Source organism: Macrococcus sp. GL_134, assembly GCF_057834705.1.
Genome location: NZ_CM174409.1, coordinates 485223 through 499958 on the forward strand (window position 1 = coordinate 485223; position 14736 = coordinate 499958).

The following is a 14736-nucleotide window of genomic DNA, read 5'->3' on the forward strand; positions in this document are numbered from 1 at the left end:
GTGTATAATATTATATTGAGATTTTCATTTATAAATTATATCACATTAGACGAGATGAGGATAAACCTTGGAAGCATATAAAATTGAACATTTATCAAAGCAATATGGTGATAAAACCATTTTCCATGATGTCAGCCTCAGTATTTCTGAAGGCGAGAAAGTGGCACTGGTCGGTATTAATGGGACCGGAAAAAGCGCCCTCCTTAAATGCATTGCTGAAATTGAGCCGCATGACGGCGTCGTGACGCATCCTAACCGCTATAAAATCAGCTACGCAGCACAGGAACCCCGACTTGCACTTGATGAGAACGCACTGAAAAACGTACTGGATCAGTCAAGTCCAGTAGTTCGTCTGTTAAATGATTATGATGCCATTGTAGAACGTATGTCTATAGACACATCAGATGAAGTGATGGACCGGTTCAATCAACTGCAGCAGCAGCTCGATGCGGTTGACGGCTTCAGCTATCAAGCCGAAGCTAAGACGATCTTGACAAAGCTTGGAATCATGGATCATACGTCAAATCTTGAAACCATGAGCGGTGGTCAGCAAAAGCGTGTGGCACTCGCTCGAACATTGCTGGAAAAACCTGATTTACTGCTTCTTGATGAGCCGACCAATCACCTGGACTTCGAATCCATTGCCTGGCTGATTCAGTTCATTAAAAGTTACAGTAAATCAGTGCTCGTTGTCACTCACGACCGTTATTTCCTAAATGAAGTAGCTGATAGAATCATTGAACTGAGAAACGGGCGGACATTTCTCTATTCAGGGAACTACGATGCTTATATCGCCGGCAAAGCCGAAGAAGAAGCGACGCAGGAGCGTATACAGCATAAGGAGAAACAGCTCTATAAGCAGGAACTTGCATGGATGCGTAAAGGCGCAAAGGCGCGTTCTACTAAACAGCAGGCGCGGATTGAACGATTTAAGTCAATCGAAGACAAAGTCGCCGGACATATCTCAACGGATGAAATGTCAGTAGACTTGAACCATCAACGTCTCGGCAAGCAAGTGTTTGAACTGGAGGACGTTGGTATTGCTTTTGGCGATAGAACGTTGTTTGACGGCTTGACTACGATTGTTCAGACTACTGATAGAATTGGAATCGTCGGTGAAAACGGTTCTGGTAAATCAACGTTACTTAATATATTAGCGATGGAACTGAAGCACTCTAGAGGTAACCTCAAAGTCGGTCAGACTGTTAAAGTGGGCTACTATAAACAGAGTAATGCCAGAATGAATGAGCAGTTGCGTGTCATAGATTTTCTGCGTGAAAAAGCAGAAGAAGCGACACAATCTGACGGTTCTAAAATATCAGTCACGCAGCTGCTTGAACGATTTTTGTTTCCATCCAGTATGCACGGCACGTTAATTCACCGGCTGTCTGGCGGGGAGAAAAAACGCTTGTATCTCCTCAGTATATTGATTGAAGGGCCGAATGTTTTACTGCTGGACGAACCGACCAATGATCTGGACACCGAAACGTTGACGATTCTGGAGCGCTATTTAGCAGAATTCAGCGGTGCTGTACTGACAGTCAGCCACGACCGTTATTTCCTTGATAAAGTAGTCAACAAATACTGGTATTTACATGATCAGCATGTTGATCAGCTGCTTGGTGATTTTGAAGACTACTTGACAGCTAAGAAGGACAATCAAGTGGCAGCTGTGAAATCCGGGCAGGTAACCGAAAAACCAAAGCAGAGCCGTATTTCCTATAAGGATAAGCGCCAGTTCGAACAGCTGGGCGGCGAAATAGAAGATTTGGAAGTCAGACTGGAAGACATCGATGCTCAAATTGCGGCAGAGACTACTAATTATGAACGATTGAATGAACTGACAGCCGAACGGGAAGCATTGACTTTACGCTATGACGAAGCATTTCTTGAATGGAGCGAATTAGCAGAACGGATGGAGTAGAAGGCAATTGGAAGACATATTACAATGTTATTTTGGTTACAAGACATTCCGGACAGGACAGCGGGAACTTATCACTTATGCAGTGAATCATGAATCAGCTCTTGGTATTCTACCGACTGGTGGCGGGAAGTCAATCTGTTATCAAGTGCCTGGATTGATCAGAGGAGGGTTGACGCTCGTTATCAGTCCGCTCATCTCGTTGATGAAAGACCAGGTAGATACACTGAATGCCTCTGGGATCAACGCAGCATATTTGAACAGTAATCTGAAAGCCGCAGAAGAGCGTGACATCATGACCGGTCTTGCTTATCATCGCTATCAGTTTCTATATGTAGCACCTGAACGGTTCAATCAGCTGACCTTCAGGCAGATGTTGACTCAACTGGATATCCGGTTGATTGCATTTGATGAGGCGCACTGCATTTCCAAATGGGGCCATGACTTTAGACCAAGTTACCGTCAAGTGATCCACTATTTAGATCTGTTCGACTGTCCGTTTCTGGCAGTTACAGCGACAGCGACTATCGATGTAAAAAAAGATATTCAGTCACTGTTGAATATCGCAGATGACCATGTCGTTGAAACGAGTACGAGACGCGAAAACTTGGCATTCAAAGTGGACCCCTCTTTTCAAAAAGAGAAGGTTGTCCGCGAATATATCCAGTCACATCCTGATGACTCAGGCATTATCTACGCTGGTACGAGAAAACAGGTTGATGCACTCCATGAGCAGTTCAGTGAACTGAATATCAATCACACCATCTATCATGCCGGTCTGCCGAAAAGTGAACGTGAAGAAAATCAGGCGAAATTCGTCAATGATGATTGTCCTGTCATGATTGCGACGAATGCATTTGGTATGGGAATTGACAAATCCAATGTCCGCTACGTCATTCATTACAATATGCCTCAGGACATTGAGTCCTATTATCAGGAAGCTGGCCGAGCAGGTCGGGACGGACTGGACAGTGAATGTATATTGATGTTCAGCGAACAGGATATTCGGCTCCAGCAGTTTTTTATCAGTACGAGTGATGAATCTATTCAGGAGAAAAAGAAAGAAAAACTGCAGAAGATGGTTCATTACACTAAAACTACACAATGTCTTCAAGGGACGATTATCAATTACTTTAATCCGGATGAGCATCTGCAGTTATGCGGTAAGTGCAGTAACTGTCTGAAACAAGGCTCATATGACATGACAACAGAAGCAATGAAAATTTTAAGTTGCTTGATTCGAATGAAAGAACCTGTCAACCGACTAGTACTGACTAAAGTACTAAGAGGAGAAAATGATTCTGAAGTGAAAGACCATCATTATGATCTGTTAAGTACTTATGGTCTGCTGAAAGACTATGAAACTAAAGATATTTCCAGATTTATTGATACACTGCTGTTCAATGGTTATATTCATGAACAGCACGGCAAGATGCTCTGTCATTCTTCTGCCAAGGACGTCATCTTCAACAAAACACAAGTGATGACTCATTATGAGCCGATCAGCTACAACGAAAAAGTGATTATTAAAACGGTATCTGAAGTCAATGAACAGCTCTTCAACTTGTTGAAGACGGTAAGAAAGCAACTGGCATCGGAACTGGGTGTCCCCCCGTTCACTATTTTTTCGGATCATACTTTGACGCTGTTTGCCAAGAAAATGCCGACTACGAAGCAGGAGATGATTCATATTGAAGGCGTGGGAAGCTATAAACTGAAACATTACTGTCCACACTTCATGGCATGCATTAATGACTATCTGTCACTGGCAAGATAAAGATTATAAGTTTACAATAGGCTGTAACGATAAAGGTGAGGTGACGTTATGATAAGGTTCGAAGATGTTTCAAAGGTATACGGGGATAAGCATGCAGTCGATCATATCTCTATGGAAATACAAGAAGGGGAGTTCTTTGTGCTGATTGGACCGTCCGGTTGTGGTAAGACGACGACATTAAAGATGATCAACCGGTTAATTCCATTATCGACCGGTTATATTTATTTCAAAGACCGACCGATCAGCAGCTATAAACTTGACGAAATGCGCTGGGACATCGGTTATGTGCTGCAGCAAATTGCATTATTTCCCCATATGACGATACGCGATAATATTGCTCAAGTACCACTCATGAAGCAATGGTCCCAGCAGGACATCGATCAGCAAGTCGATCAGTTGCTCGGCATGGTTGGTCTGCCGCCGGAACAATATCGTAACCGCATGCCGGACGAACTGTCAGGCGGTCAGCAGCAGCGGGTAGGTGTAGTCAGAGCACTGGCAGCCGATCCACCGGTTATACTGATGGACGAACCATTCAGTGCGCTTGACCCCATCAGCAGAGAAAAACTGCAGGATGACCTGCTTGATCTTCAGTCCAAGATCAACAAGACGATTATTTTTGTCACACATGATATTGCTGAAGCATTTAAGTTAGGTGACCGTATTTGTCTGATGAATGAAGGACGGATTGAGCAGATTGGCACACCTGAGGAGTTTTTGAGACACCCGAAAAGTGATTTTGTGAAGTCGTTCATCGGTGATATAAAGCGTACTTATGCAGACGATTATGTTGATAATACACCGTATGATGATCGTTATCCAACCGTTCAGGCAGATTCTGAAATAGAAGAAGTCTTTCGAATGCTGCAGCAGCATGACCGTGTCAATGTTATGGCAGGTGATCGTTATGTGGGTGCCATTACAAGAAACAGAGCGTTTGAACAGCTGAGTAAAGGAGTGACTGCTTGATGAATGCATTCATTGATACGTTGAACGACCGTAAAGGGGAGCTCCTTACAGCACTACTGGAACATATTCAACTGTCATTCATCGCACTGCTCATTGCGATGCTCATCGCTGTGCCGCTCGGCATATTGTTGACACGACGACAAAAGTTAGCTGAACCCATCATCAATGTCACAGCGATTCTTCAGACCATTCCATCGCTGGCACTACTAGGTCTGATGATTCCGCTGTTCGGCATTGGGCGGGTACCTGCCATTATTGCACTGATTATCTATGCATTACTGCCGATTTTAAGAAATACATACACTGGGATTAAGGAAGTCGACCCATCGTTGAAAGAAGCAGCGAGTGGTATCGGTATGAATCCATTAAGACGGTTGACGAAAGTAGAACTACCACTTGCGATGCCTGTCATTATGGCAGGGATCCGTACGGCGATGGTGTTGATCATTGGGACAGCAACACTTGCTGCATTTATCGGAGCAGGTGGACTAGGCGACTTGATTTTACTCGGTATAGACCGTAACAATACACCGCTGATTTTACTTGGAGCTATTCCAGCCGCGATACTCGCTGTCTTTTTTGATAGTATTCTGCGCTGGATGGAACGCATGTCATATAAGAGCATCGCGATTATATTAGGGATACTCGTCTTAATTTGTCTTATAGTGGCCCTGCTGCCATTATTTAACCGCAGTGATGACACATTGGAACTGGCCGGCAAGCTAGGGACAGAACCCGAGATTATCACGAATATGTATCAACTCGTCATTGAAGATAAGACGGATCTTGAAGTCGACGTGAAACCAGGACTCGGCAAGACCGCCTTCTTATATAATGCACTGAAATCAGGAGACATTGACGGTTATCTGGAATTCACTGGAACGGTTCTTGGCGAGTTGACGAAGGAAACTCCAGAAGGCACGACAGAACAAGAAGTATATGAGCAGGCTAAAACATCAATAGATGAACAAGCAGACATGGCGCTCTTAAAACCAATGAAATATAATAACACCTATGCGCTTGCCGTCAAAAAGGACTATGCAGAAAAGTACGGTTTGAAAACAATATCTGATCTTGATAAAGTGAAAGACGACATCAATGCGGGCTTCACATTGGAATTTAATGACCGGGAAGATGGTTATAAAGGGATTCAGAAAAAATACGGAATCACATTGGATCATATTAAAACGATGGAACCTAAAATCCGTTATCAAGCTGTAGAAAGTGGAGCTATTGATGTGATTGATGCTTACTCTACAGATGCTGAACTGCGTAAATATGACATGGTTGTGCTGAAAGATGACAAACATCTCTTCCCGCCATACCAAGGAGCACCACTGTTCATGAATGAAACAATTAAAGAACATCCTGAATTAGTAGATGCATTGAATATATTAGCCGGCAAAATTACAGATGAAGAAATGCAGCAGATGAATTATGATGTCGCTTATGGCGGTAAGAAATCTGAAGATGTTGCACGAGAGTATCTTGAAAAACAAGGGTTGATTAAATAGGAGGGTGCTTGTTGAAAGAACAGCTGAAACAACTAAGTATTTATCAAGCAGGTAAGACTGCAGATGAACTCAAGTCAGAGTTAGGCATCGCAGGAGACATGATGAAGCTTTCTTCAAATGAGAATGTTTATGGCCCGTCTCCAGAAGTGACACGTACTTTAAAGCAATCACTGAACTTACTGTACGAATATCCGGATAGTCATGGTACAGTGCTGAAACAAGCGATTGCTGAGCATTACAAAGTGAAAGAAGAGTCTATACTACTTGGTTCCGGCCTCGATGAAGTGATTATGATGCTGTCCCGGGCTGTTTTGAAGCCGGGTGATGATATATTGACATGCGAAAATACATTTGTCCAATATCAGCATCATGCCGTCATTGAAGACTGTCGTATAGTGACTGCGCCGCTAGATACAGGAAAATTTGATCTACAGGCGCTTGCAGAAAAAATTACGGCTCACACGACCCTCATCTGGCTGTGCAACCCGAATAATCCGACAGGCAATTATTTTAATCAGTCCGAGCTGTCAGCATTTTTGACTAAAGCAGGTGAAATACCTGTAGTACTGGATGAGGCCTATGCGGAATATGTGACTGCAGAAGATTATCCGGATAGTTTCTCGTTACGTGAAAAACATCCAAACATCATCATTTTAAGAACATTTTCAAAAGCTTATGGACTTGCTTCACTACGTGTAGGGTATGCGATATCATCAGACGAATGGACATCGATCTGGCATCGCGTCAAACTACCGTTCAATGTGACATCATTGTCATTGAAAGCGGCTGAAGCGGCATTGAAGGATCAGGAGTATTTAACAGACGTTCGACAAAACAATGCGGTAGAAAGACAACGGTTTTATGCATCAAATATCAGTCACTATCTTCTTCCGTCACAAACCAATTTTGTGCTTGTGAAGACAGATGACATCAATGAACTAAATGATTACCTGCTGACGTTCGGTATCATTGCAAGACCAACACCCGTCGGCGTTAGAATTACTATTGGAACAGCTGAACAGAACACAGTAGTCATCAAAGCGTTGGAAAACTATTTCAGTACAAAATGAGAAGGGATGAACCACATGACAAGACAATCAATTGCCATTGATATGGATGAAGTTCTAGCAGATACACTCAAGAAAGTAGTATTCAAATTCAATGAAGAGTCTGGGGAGACAGTCACACTTGAGCAGCTTGAAGGAATCAAACTAAGAGATATACATCCGCAGCATGCAGAAACGTTATCGAATCTCCTGCTCGACCGTGAGTTCTTCAGAGACCTCGAAGTCTTTCCAGATGCGGTGCGGGTTGTTGAACGTCTGACCGAACATTATGATGTCTACATTGCTACTGCAGCAATGGATGTTCCGACATCATTTGATGCGAAATATGAATGGCTCATTGAGCATTTTAAGTTCCTGGATCCACAGAACTTTATTTTCTGCGGCAATAAAGGTGTAGTTGGAACAGATTATCTAATTGATGATAATCCAAAGCAGCTGCGTGCCTTTAAGGGAACAGGTATCATGTATCATGCGTCTCATAATGTTAATGAAGAAGGATTTGACCGGGTACACAGCTGGAAGGAAGTAGAAGAATATTTTCTGACAGATAAGTAATAAAAAGGTCCTGATGACGACGTCATCAGGACCTTTCACTTTATATGTCTTCTGGACCGACGAACATGCGCAGACGTTTAGTCAGTATATCGATCTGTAATGGTGTCTCGATGTCTATTTCACCATCAATATCAACAGCCATCGTGTTTTCTGTTTCTATCGTAATACTGCCTCCTGAATAATGTTCGATATTATTACTGATGTCATTCCAATTTTCAGTGCTTTTTTCAGTCAATAGTTCCGTAAACAATTTGATACCTGATTCTTTGAAGATAAAGACGTCAAGAGTACCATCATCAGCTGCCAATTCGGTAAGCGGGATCCGATTACCGCCGACAAACTGACCGTTGGCGGTGATAATCATTGAACTGTTTCCTGTATAGACCTCTCCATCAACAGTGACTTTATAATTGAAGAACGTCGGATTAGTCACACTTCTTAACGTTGACATCAAGTAGCTGAATTTGCCGATTCTACTTTTTGCATTTTCTGCCACACCTTCAGAATTTTCTACGATCAATCCCATTCCTGCAAAATTCAGTCCATATCTATCGTTGATTTTCATGACATCAATATGTTTGACTGCCGCATTTTGAAGCGTCATTGCTGCGGCTACTGGCTGAGGGGGGAGATTTAATGTTTTAGTGAAATCATTGAATGTGCCGCCTGGCAGTATGCCGATCGGAAGATTAAGTTCTGCCTGCATGACCCCATTGATGAGTTCATGGATAGTACCATCACCACCTAATAAATAGATGACATCAATAGACAGCGACTCATCTTTTATTTGATGACAATATTTAATGATGTCTCCTTTTTCCTGACTTTTGTAAATAGTCAGTTGCTGGCAGATGGTGACGAGTTGTTTAGTCACTTCACCGATGATTTCTACGACTTCACCTTGACCCGCACCTTTATGATAAAATAATACGCCATGTGTAAAGCTTATCATAATCACACCTCGATTTTTCGTTTGTATTAAATACCCTTTTTTAAAATAAAAAACACGCGCCGCAGCGCATGTTTTTAGTGAATCCCTTCCATATGTTTAGAAATCCAGCGATTTAAAATGATCATCAGTACAAACAGAACAATGGCAAGACCGCCAATCACTCCGAAATAATTAGTATAACCAACGATATCAACTAGTTTTACTAATTGGGCATTAATAGCCTGGGCACTCGCATTAGTCAGGAACCATAGACTTAACATTTGTGAGCTGAACGCTTCAGGAGCTAGTTTGACAGATACTGAAGATCCTGTAGGAGACAGACACAGTTCACCGATGACACATAACACAAAAGATACAACAAGCCACATAGGATTGTATAATGCATCACCGCCGTTGATTGTTGGGATAATCATAATCAGGAATGACGCACCTGCAAATAATAGACCGAATGCAAATTTTAATGGTGTGGATGGATTATACTTGCCGAGTTTTGACCATAAGGCTGAAATCACCGGTGCTAGTAATACGATAAAAATAGGATTCAGTGACTGGAACCATGCGGCAGGCACTGTAAAATCAATCCCAAACATCTGGTTCAGATCAAGCTGTGTTTTTTCTTTAGCAAAGATACTTAATACATTTGCTCCTTGTTCCTGGATAGACCAGAACATCACGCCTGCGATGAATAACGGCACGTATGCAAGTATCCGTGAACGTTCCACTGTAGTAACATCATTGCTTCTATACATTGTCAAGAAGTAGAGAATAGGCAGGACAACACCGAGTACAGTGACGACTAATGAGAATGTGTTGAACGACAGAATACCAGTCAGCTGAGAGATGAGAATGACAGCAGCTACAGCAATGACAGCCCCGATTATTATTTTTTTGTAACGATGCTTCTCGTCAGCAGTCAAAGGATGTGTCGGTTCAAGACCGACTAACCCTAGTGAACGTCTGTTAAAAATGACATAGACGACTAGAGCAAGAGCCATACCGATAGCAGCAGCGAGGAAGCCCATATGATAGTTATAGTTTTTTTGCAGTGCTCCTACGATAAATGGTGACAATAAGGCACCCATATTAACAGACATGTAGAAGATGACAAAGCCTGCATCCATTCTATTGTCCTTCTTGTCATAGAGTCCACCGACAACATTAGAAATATTCGGTTTCATCAGGCCGGAACCGACGATGATCAGAAACATCGACGCAAGGAACGCTGGAACTCCGAATGGCAGGCTCATCGCGATATGGCCGCCCATAATCAATATGGCCCCGTATAGCAGTGCTTTTCTAGAACCGATGACCCGGTCAGCAAGCCAGCCGCCGATAATTCCAGTCATAAAGATCAATGCACCGTACATCGATGCCACACTTGCTGCAGTAGTCTGGTCCATACCGAGACCGCCATTTACTACAGAATCATACATATAATAAACGAGAATGGCGCGCATACCGTAGTAGCTGAATCGCTCCCAGAACTCTACGAAGAATAATATGCCGAGTCCTTTAGGATGGCCGAAGAATCCCGTATGCGGAACACTGTTCACCATCTCTTCTCTTGAATATTTCATCACTTTACCTCTCCTTAACTGTTAAAATATTTTGAAAACTTCAAGGGGGACGGAATATTGAATTATTCCTCCCCCCTTATCAATTATTCAATTAATGTGATGTCTGTATATCATGAATCTTTGACTAATGACAAAGGGAATTCTAATTTCAATGATATAAAATAAACAACTTTATCATTCTACTCTTTTTTGATTTTTTAGACAATGATAAATGAAAAATTACCTGTTTGTAATTGTTTCGGGATATAAATCATGGTTCATCAGACGGTAAGCTGCCATCTCTTCATAGTGTGTGCCGGGTTTGCCGTAGTTTGTATACGGATCGATCGATATTCCGCCGCGCGGTGTGAACTTACCCCATACTTCAATGTAGCGGGGGTCCATGAGTTCAATTAAATCATTCATGATGATATTCATGCAGTCTTCATGAAAATCCCCATGATTTCTAAAGCTGAACAGATAAAGTTTAAGTGATTTGGATTCCACCATCTTAATATCTGGGATATAACTGATGTAGATGGTTGCGAAATCCGGTTGGCCGGTAATCGGGCATAGACTAGTGAACTCAGGGCAGTTAAATTTAACGAAATAATCGCGTCCTGGATGCTTGTTGTCAAATGATTCTAATATCCCGGGATTATAATGATATTCGTAAGTATTATTCTGATTGCCGAGCAATGTGATATCCTGTAATTCTTCGTTTGTTCTTCCTGTCATCATGACTCTCCTTTAGTTTTGGCTTTTTGAAACATATAGTAACTAGCACTGAAAATAACAATATAACCGATATAGCTGAATATGTCAGGATATTCCTGAAAGATAATAAGACTAATAATCGCGCTGAAGAGTACAGTGGCATAGAAAAAGATAGAAATATCTTTAGCCGGGGCAAACTGGTAAGCAATTGTAATACCGAACTGTCCTACTGTAGCAAATACGCCGGATAACAATAAATAGATAAGCTGAGTCGTTGTCATCGGCTCATAGTTGAAGATGACAAACGGCAGTAAGACAACGGTAGAGAAGAACGAAAAATAGAACACCGTTGTATAGAACTTCTCTCTTGGCCCAAGCACTCTAAGGGTCGTATAGGCAAATGCTGCAAATAACGCACCAAGAATACCAATCAGTGCAACTGAAATATCGCTTGAGAAGCTTGGCTTAATGATAAAGATCGTTCCGAAAAATGCAATCATAATGGCGATTACCTGATATTTCTCTACACGTTCTTTTAGGAATATGGCACATAAGATAATCGTAAAAAACGGGCTGAGCTTATTGAGCATATCAGCATCACTTAATACCATCCGGTCTATTGTATAGTAATTGAGCAGTACACCGACCAGGCCAAATGTACTGCGTGCCATCAATAGCGGCTGATTCTTCAAATGACCGAATAATGGTTCGTTATACTTGATAACAAAATATAACGGAATCACCATACCGACTAGATTACGGAACAAGGACTTCTGCATGACCGGAAGATCACCCGATATTTTAACAAACATGCCCATCAGACTGAAACCAAGTGAAGCGATAACCAGCCATAGAATGCCCTTCTGCTGATTATTCATAATGTAAGCTCCTTTTTTAAGTGCAATTAAAAAAAATTTACCTCTTATTCTACCATATATTTATAGGTCGATGACAAAATAGAACGGCTTAAAAATATAACCTTTCTGAATAAAAAACTTTTCTTTAGTCACAAAAATTTTATCAATTTTTAAAACGTACGAGTGGCAAAGGGTTCGCCGATTTTAAAGAAAGTCAAGGTTAATATTTTATTTTTTTTAGGTTACTATGGATTGAAAGAGGGAACAAACGTGCTATAATAATTCGTATATCTTGTGCCCATTTTTAATGTGTAACACTATATATAGTGTTACACACTGAAAAAAGGGGTAACAGCACTGTATACATAACGGAGTGATGATTATGAAGATTATTTATTACTCATTAACAGGAAATATTGCAAGATTTCTTAGCAGAGCAGGTATCGACGCAATACCGCTTGCTGAAGTTCATGAACTACATGACCCGTTTATTTTAGTGACAGGTACATTTGGATTCGGCGAAGTCCCTAAGCCGGTTGCTGATTTTTTAACACTTCATCATACCTTCTTAAGAGGTGTAGCAGTGAGCGGCAACAAAAATTTCGGTCAGAACTTTGGTAAGGCAGGAGATACTATATCAGCACAGTACAATGTGCCTCTCCTCATGAAATTTGAACTGCATGGCAATGCACATGACTCAAGATTATTCATAGAAAAGGTGGCGGAGTTAGATGAAAATACTAGACGAGAAAAAATACAATCATATTGAACTGAACAATCAGGTGACGAAGCGTCGTGAGGATGGCTTCTTCGATCTTGAGAAAGACCAGGAAGCGCTCAGTGTCTATCTAGAAGAAATAAATGATAAAACTATCCATTTTGATTCCCCGCTTGAACGACTGCATTATCTGGTAGACAACAATTTTTACTATAATCTGTTCGAACAGTATTCAGAAGAAGATGTTCTAGAGATCATCAATTATACTGAAACGCTGCCTTTTACTTTTGCAAGCTACATGTCAGCAAGCAAGTTCTTCAAGGACTATGCCATGAAGACAAATGACAAAAAACAATATCTGGAAGATTATAAACAGCATGTCATCATCGTCAGCCTGTATTTAGCTAAAGGAGACACAGTTCAAGCGAAAGAACTAGTGAATGCGATGGTAGAGCAGCGCTACCAGCCTGCAACACCGACGTTCTTAAATGCTGGACGCGCTCGTAGAGGAGAGCTTGTTTCATGTTTCCTGCTTGAAGTAGATGACAGCTTGAATTCCATCAACTATATTGATTCAACTGCTAAGCAGCTCTCTAAAATCGGTGGCGGTGTAGCTATCAACTTATCCAAGTTACGTGCCCGCGGAGAAGCTATTAAAGGCATTAAAGGCGTTGCAAAAGGTGTGCTTCCAGTTGCCAAGGCATTGGAGGGTGGTTTCGGTTATGCTGACCAGCTTGGACAACGTCCTGGTGCCGGTGCGGTCTATTTAAATATTTTCCACTATGATGTCCTTGAATTTTTAGACACAAAAAAGGTAAATGCTGATGAAGATTTACGTCTATCAACAATTTCCACTGGTCTGATTGTACCGTCAAAATTCTTTGAACTGGCACGTGATGGCAAAGACTTCTTCATGTTCGCGCCGCATACTGTCGAGCAGGAATATGGTCAGACACTTGATGATATCAATCTTGATGAAATGTATGATCAACTCGTTGAAAATCCAAATATCATCAAAAAATCAAAAGATGCACGTGAAATGTTAAATACAATCGCTCAGACACAGCTGCAATCAGGGTATCCTTATTTAATGTTCAAAGACAATGCTAATAAAGTGCATGCAAACAGCAATATCGGTCAGATCAAAATGAGTAACTTGTGTACAGAGATCTTCCAGCTGCAGGAAACATCAGTGATTAATGATTACGGAACAGATGACGATATTAAGCGTGATATTTCATGTAACTTAGGATCGCTGAATATCGTGAACGTCATGGAATCCAAAAAAGTGAAAGAATCTGTTCATATCGGGATGGACGCACTGACAACGGTGAGTGATGAAGCGGATATTAAAAATGCACCTGGTGTTGCTAAGGCGAACCGCGAACTGCATTCAGTAGGTCTGGGAGTAATGAATCTTCACGGGTTCCTTGCTAAGAATAAGATTGCCTATGAATCCGATGAAGCGAAAGACTTTGCGAATGCATTCTTCATGATGATGAACTTCTATTCAATTGAACGTTCCATGGAGATAGCTCGAGAACGCGGAGAGCGATATACAGACTTTGAAAAATCTGATTATGCATCCGGCGTCTACTTTGACAAATATACAGCTCAAAGTTTTGCACCGAAATTTGAAAAAGTGAGCGCGTTATTTGATGGTATTGATGTGCCGACCGAAGCAGACTGGGCGGAACTGCGTGACAAAGTGAAACAATTCGGTTTGTTCCATGCCTATCGACTAGCTATTGCACCTACTCAAAGTATTTCTTATGTTCAAAACGCAACAAGCTCAGTGATGCCGATTGTTGATCAGATCGAACGTCGTACCTATGGAAATGCAGAAACGTTCTATCCGATGCCGTTTCTTTCTCCTGAAACGATGTGGTTCTACAAATCAGCATTCACAACAAATCAGATGAAACTTATCGACTTGATTGCGACGATACAAGAACATGTGGATCAAGGCATCTCAACTATTCTATTCGTCAATTCTGAAATATCAACAAGAGAATTATCAAGACTATATGTCTACGCACACCATAAAGGCTTAAAATCACTGTATTACACTAGAAACAAACTGTTAAGTGTAGAAGAATGTACAAGCTGTGCTGTATAAAAAGAAAAGAGGGT

12 protein-coding genes are annotated in these 14736 nt (G+C 41.5%); 8 read left to right on the forward strand and 4 right to left on the reverse strand.

Annotated elements, in window-relative coordinates:
* The first annotated feature begins 67 nt into the window (after positions 1-67).
* From AC3IPL_RS02610 to AC3IPL_RS02635, 6 genes are read left to right on the forward strand one after another with little or no spacing between them, the layout of a single operon-like run.
* Complete coding sequence (locus AC3IPL_RS02610) at positions 68-1924, forward strand: ABC-F family ATP-binding cassette domain-containing protein (protein WP_489241558.1); 1857 nt, start codon at positions 68-70, stop codon at positions 1922-1924.
* Between the two features lie 7 nt (positions 1925-1931).
* A complete protein-coding gene (gene recQ / locus AC3IPL_RS02615; RefSeq protein ID WP_489241560.1) occupies positions 1932-3698 on the forward strand; it encodes a DNA helicase RecQ in 1767 nt (588 codons plus the stop codon).
* A 48-nt stretch (positions 3699-3746) separates the two neighbouring features.
* Positions 3747-4667 (forward strand): ABC transporter ATP-binding protein, encoded by a 921-nt coding sequence (locus AC3IPL_RS02620; protein ID WP_489241561.1) that lies wholly within the window; start codon positions 3747-3749, stop codon positions 4665-4667.
* Positions 4667-6181 carry an ABC transporter permease/substrate-binding protein gene (locus tag AC3IPL_RS02625; RefSeq protein ID WP_489241563.1) on the forward strand — a complete coding sequence of 505 codons (1515 nt, stop codon included), beginning with the start codon at positions 4667-4669 and terminating at the stop codon, positions 6179-6181. Before AC3IPL_RS02620 ends, AC3IPL_RS02625 begins: the two co-directional genes overlap by 1 nt.
* 11 nt (positions 6182-6192) lie before the next feature.
* Positions 6193-7251: a histidinol-phosphate transaminase gene (gene hisC, locus AC3IPL_RS02630; protein WP_489241564.1), complete on the forward strand. Its 1059-nt coding sequence runs from the start codon at positions 6193-6195 to the stop codon at positions 7249-7251.
* A 15-nt stretch (positions 7252-7266) separates the two neighbouring features.
* Positions 7267-7803 carry a 5' nucleotidase, NT5C type gene (locus AC3IPL_RS02635; RefSeq protein WP_489241565.1) on the forward strand — a complete coding sequence of 179 codons (537 nt, stop codon included), beginning with the start codon at positions 7267-7269 and terminating at the stop codon, positions 7801-7803.
* Positions 7804-7843: 40 nt separating this feature from the next.
* Here AC3IPL_RS02635 and AC3IPL_RS02640 read toward each other — a convergent pair whose 3' ends face one another.
* The 4 genes from AC3IPL_RS02640 to AC3IPL_RS02655 form a co-directional block, all read right to left on the reverse strand.
* Positions 7844-8755, reverse strand: coding sequence for a diacylglycerol/lipid kinase family protein (locus tag AC3IPL_RS02640; RefSeq protein WP_489241567.1), 912 nt, complete (start codon positions 8753-8755; stop codon positions 7844-7846).
* A gap of 74 nt (positions 8756-8829) precedes the next feature.
* Positions 8830-10332: a peptide MFS transporter gene (locus AC3IPL_RS02645; protein ID WP_489241568.1), complete on the reverse strand. Its 1503-nt coding sequence runs from the start codon at positions 10330-10332 to the stop codon at positions 8830-8832.
* A 219-nt stretch (positions 10333-10551) separates the two neighbouring features.
* Entirely contained in the window at positions 10552-11049 is a 498-nt protein-coding gene (gene queF, locus AC3IPL_RS02650; RefSeq protein ID WP_489241569.1) for a preQ(1) synthase, read from the reverse strand.
* Complete coding sequence (locus AC3IPL_RS02655; RefSeq protein ID WP_489241570.1) at positions 11049-11906, reverse strand: DMT family transporter; 858 nt, start codon at positions 11904-11906, stop codon at positions 11049-11051. Before AC3IPL_RS02655 ends, queF begins: the two co-directional genes overlap by 1 nt.
* Positions 11907-12267: 361 nt before the next feature.
* Between AC3IPL_RS02655 and nrdI the strand changes: the two genes are divergently transcribed.
* Both nrdI and nrdE read left to right on the forward strand, forming a co-directional pair.
* A complete protein-coding gene (gene nrdI / locus AC3IPL_RS02660; protein ID WP_489241571.1) occupies positions 12268-12654 on the forward strand; it encodes a class Ib ribonucleoside-diphosphate reductase assembly flavoprotein NrdI in 387 nt (128 codons plus the stop codon).
* Positions 12617-14722 (forward strand): class 1b ribonucleoside-diphosphate reductase subunit alpha, encoded by a 2106-nt coding sequence (gene nrdE / locus AC3IPL_RS02665; protein WP_489241573.1) that lies wholly within the window; start codon positions 12617-12619, stop codon positions 14720-14722. Before nrdI ends, nrdE begins: the two co-directional genes overlap by 38 nt.
* Positions 14723-14736 lie beyond the last annotated feature (14 nt).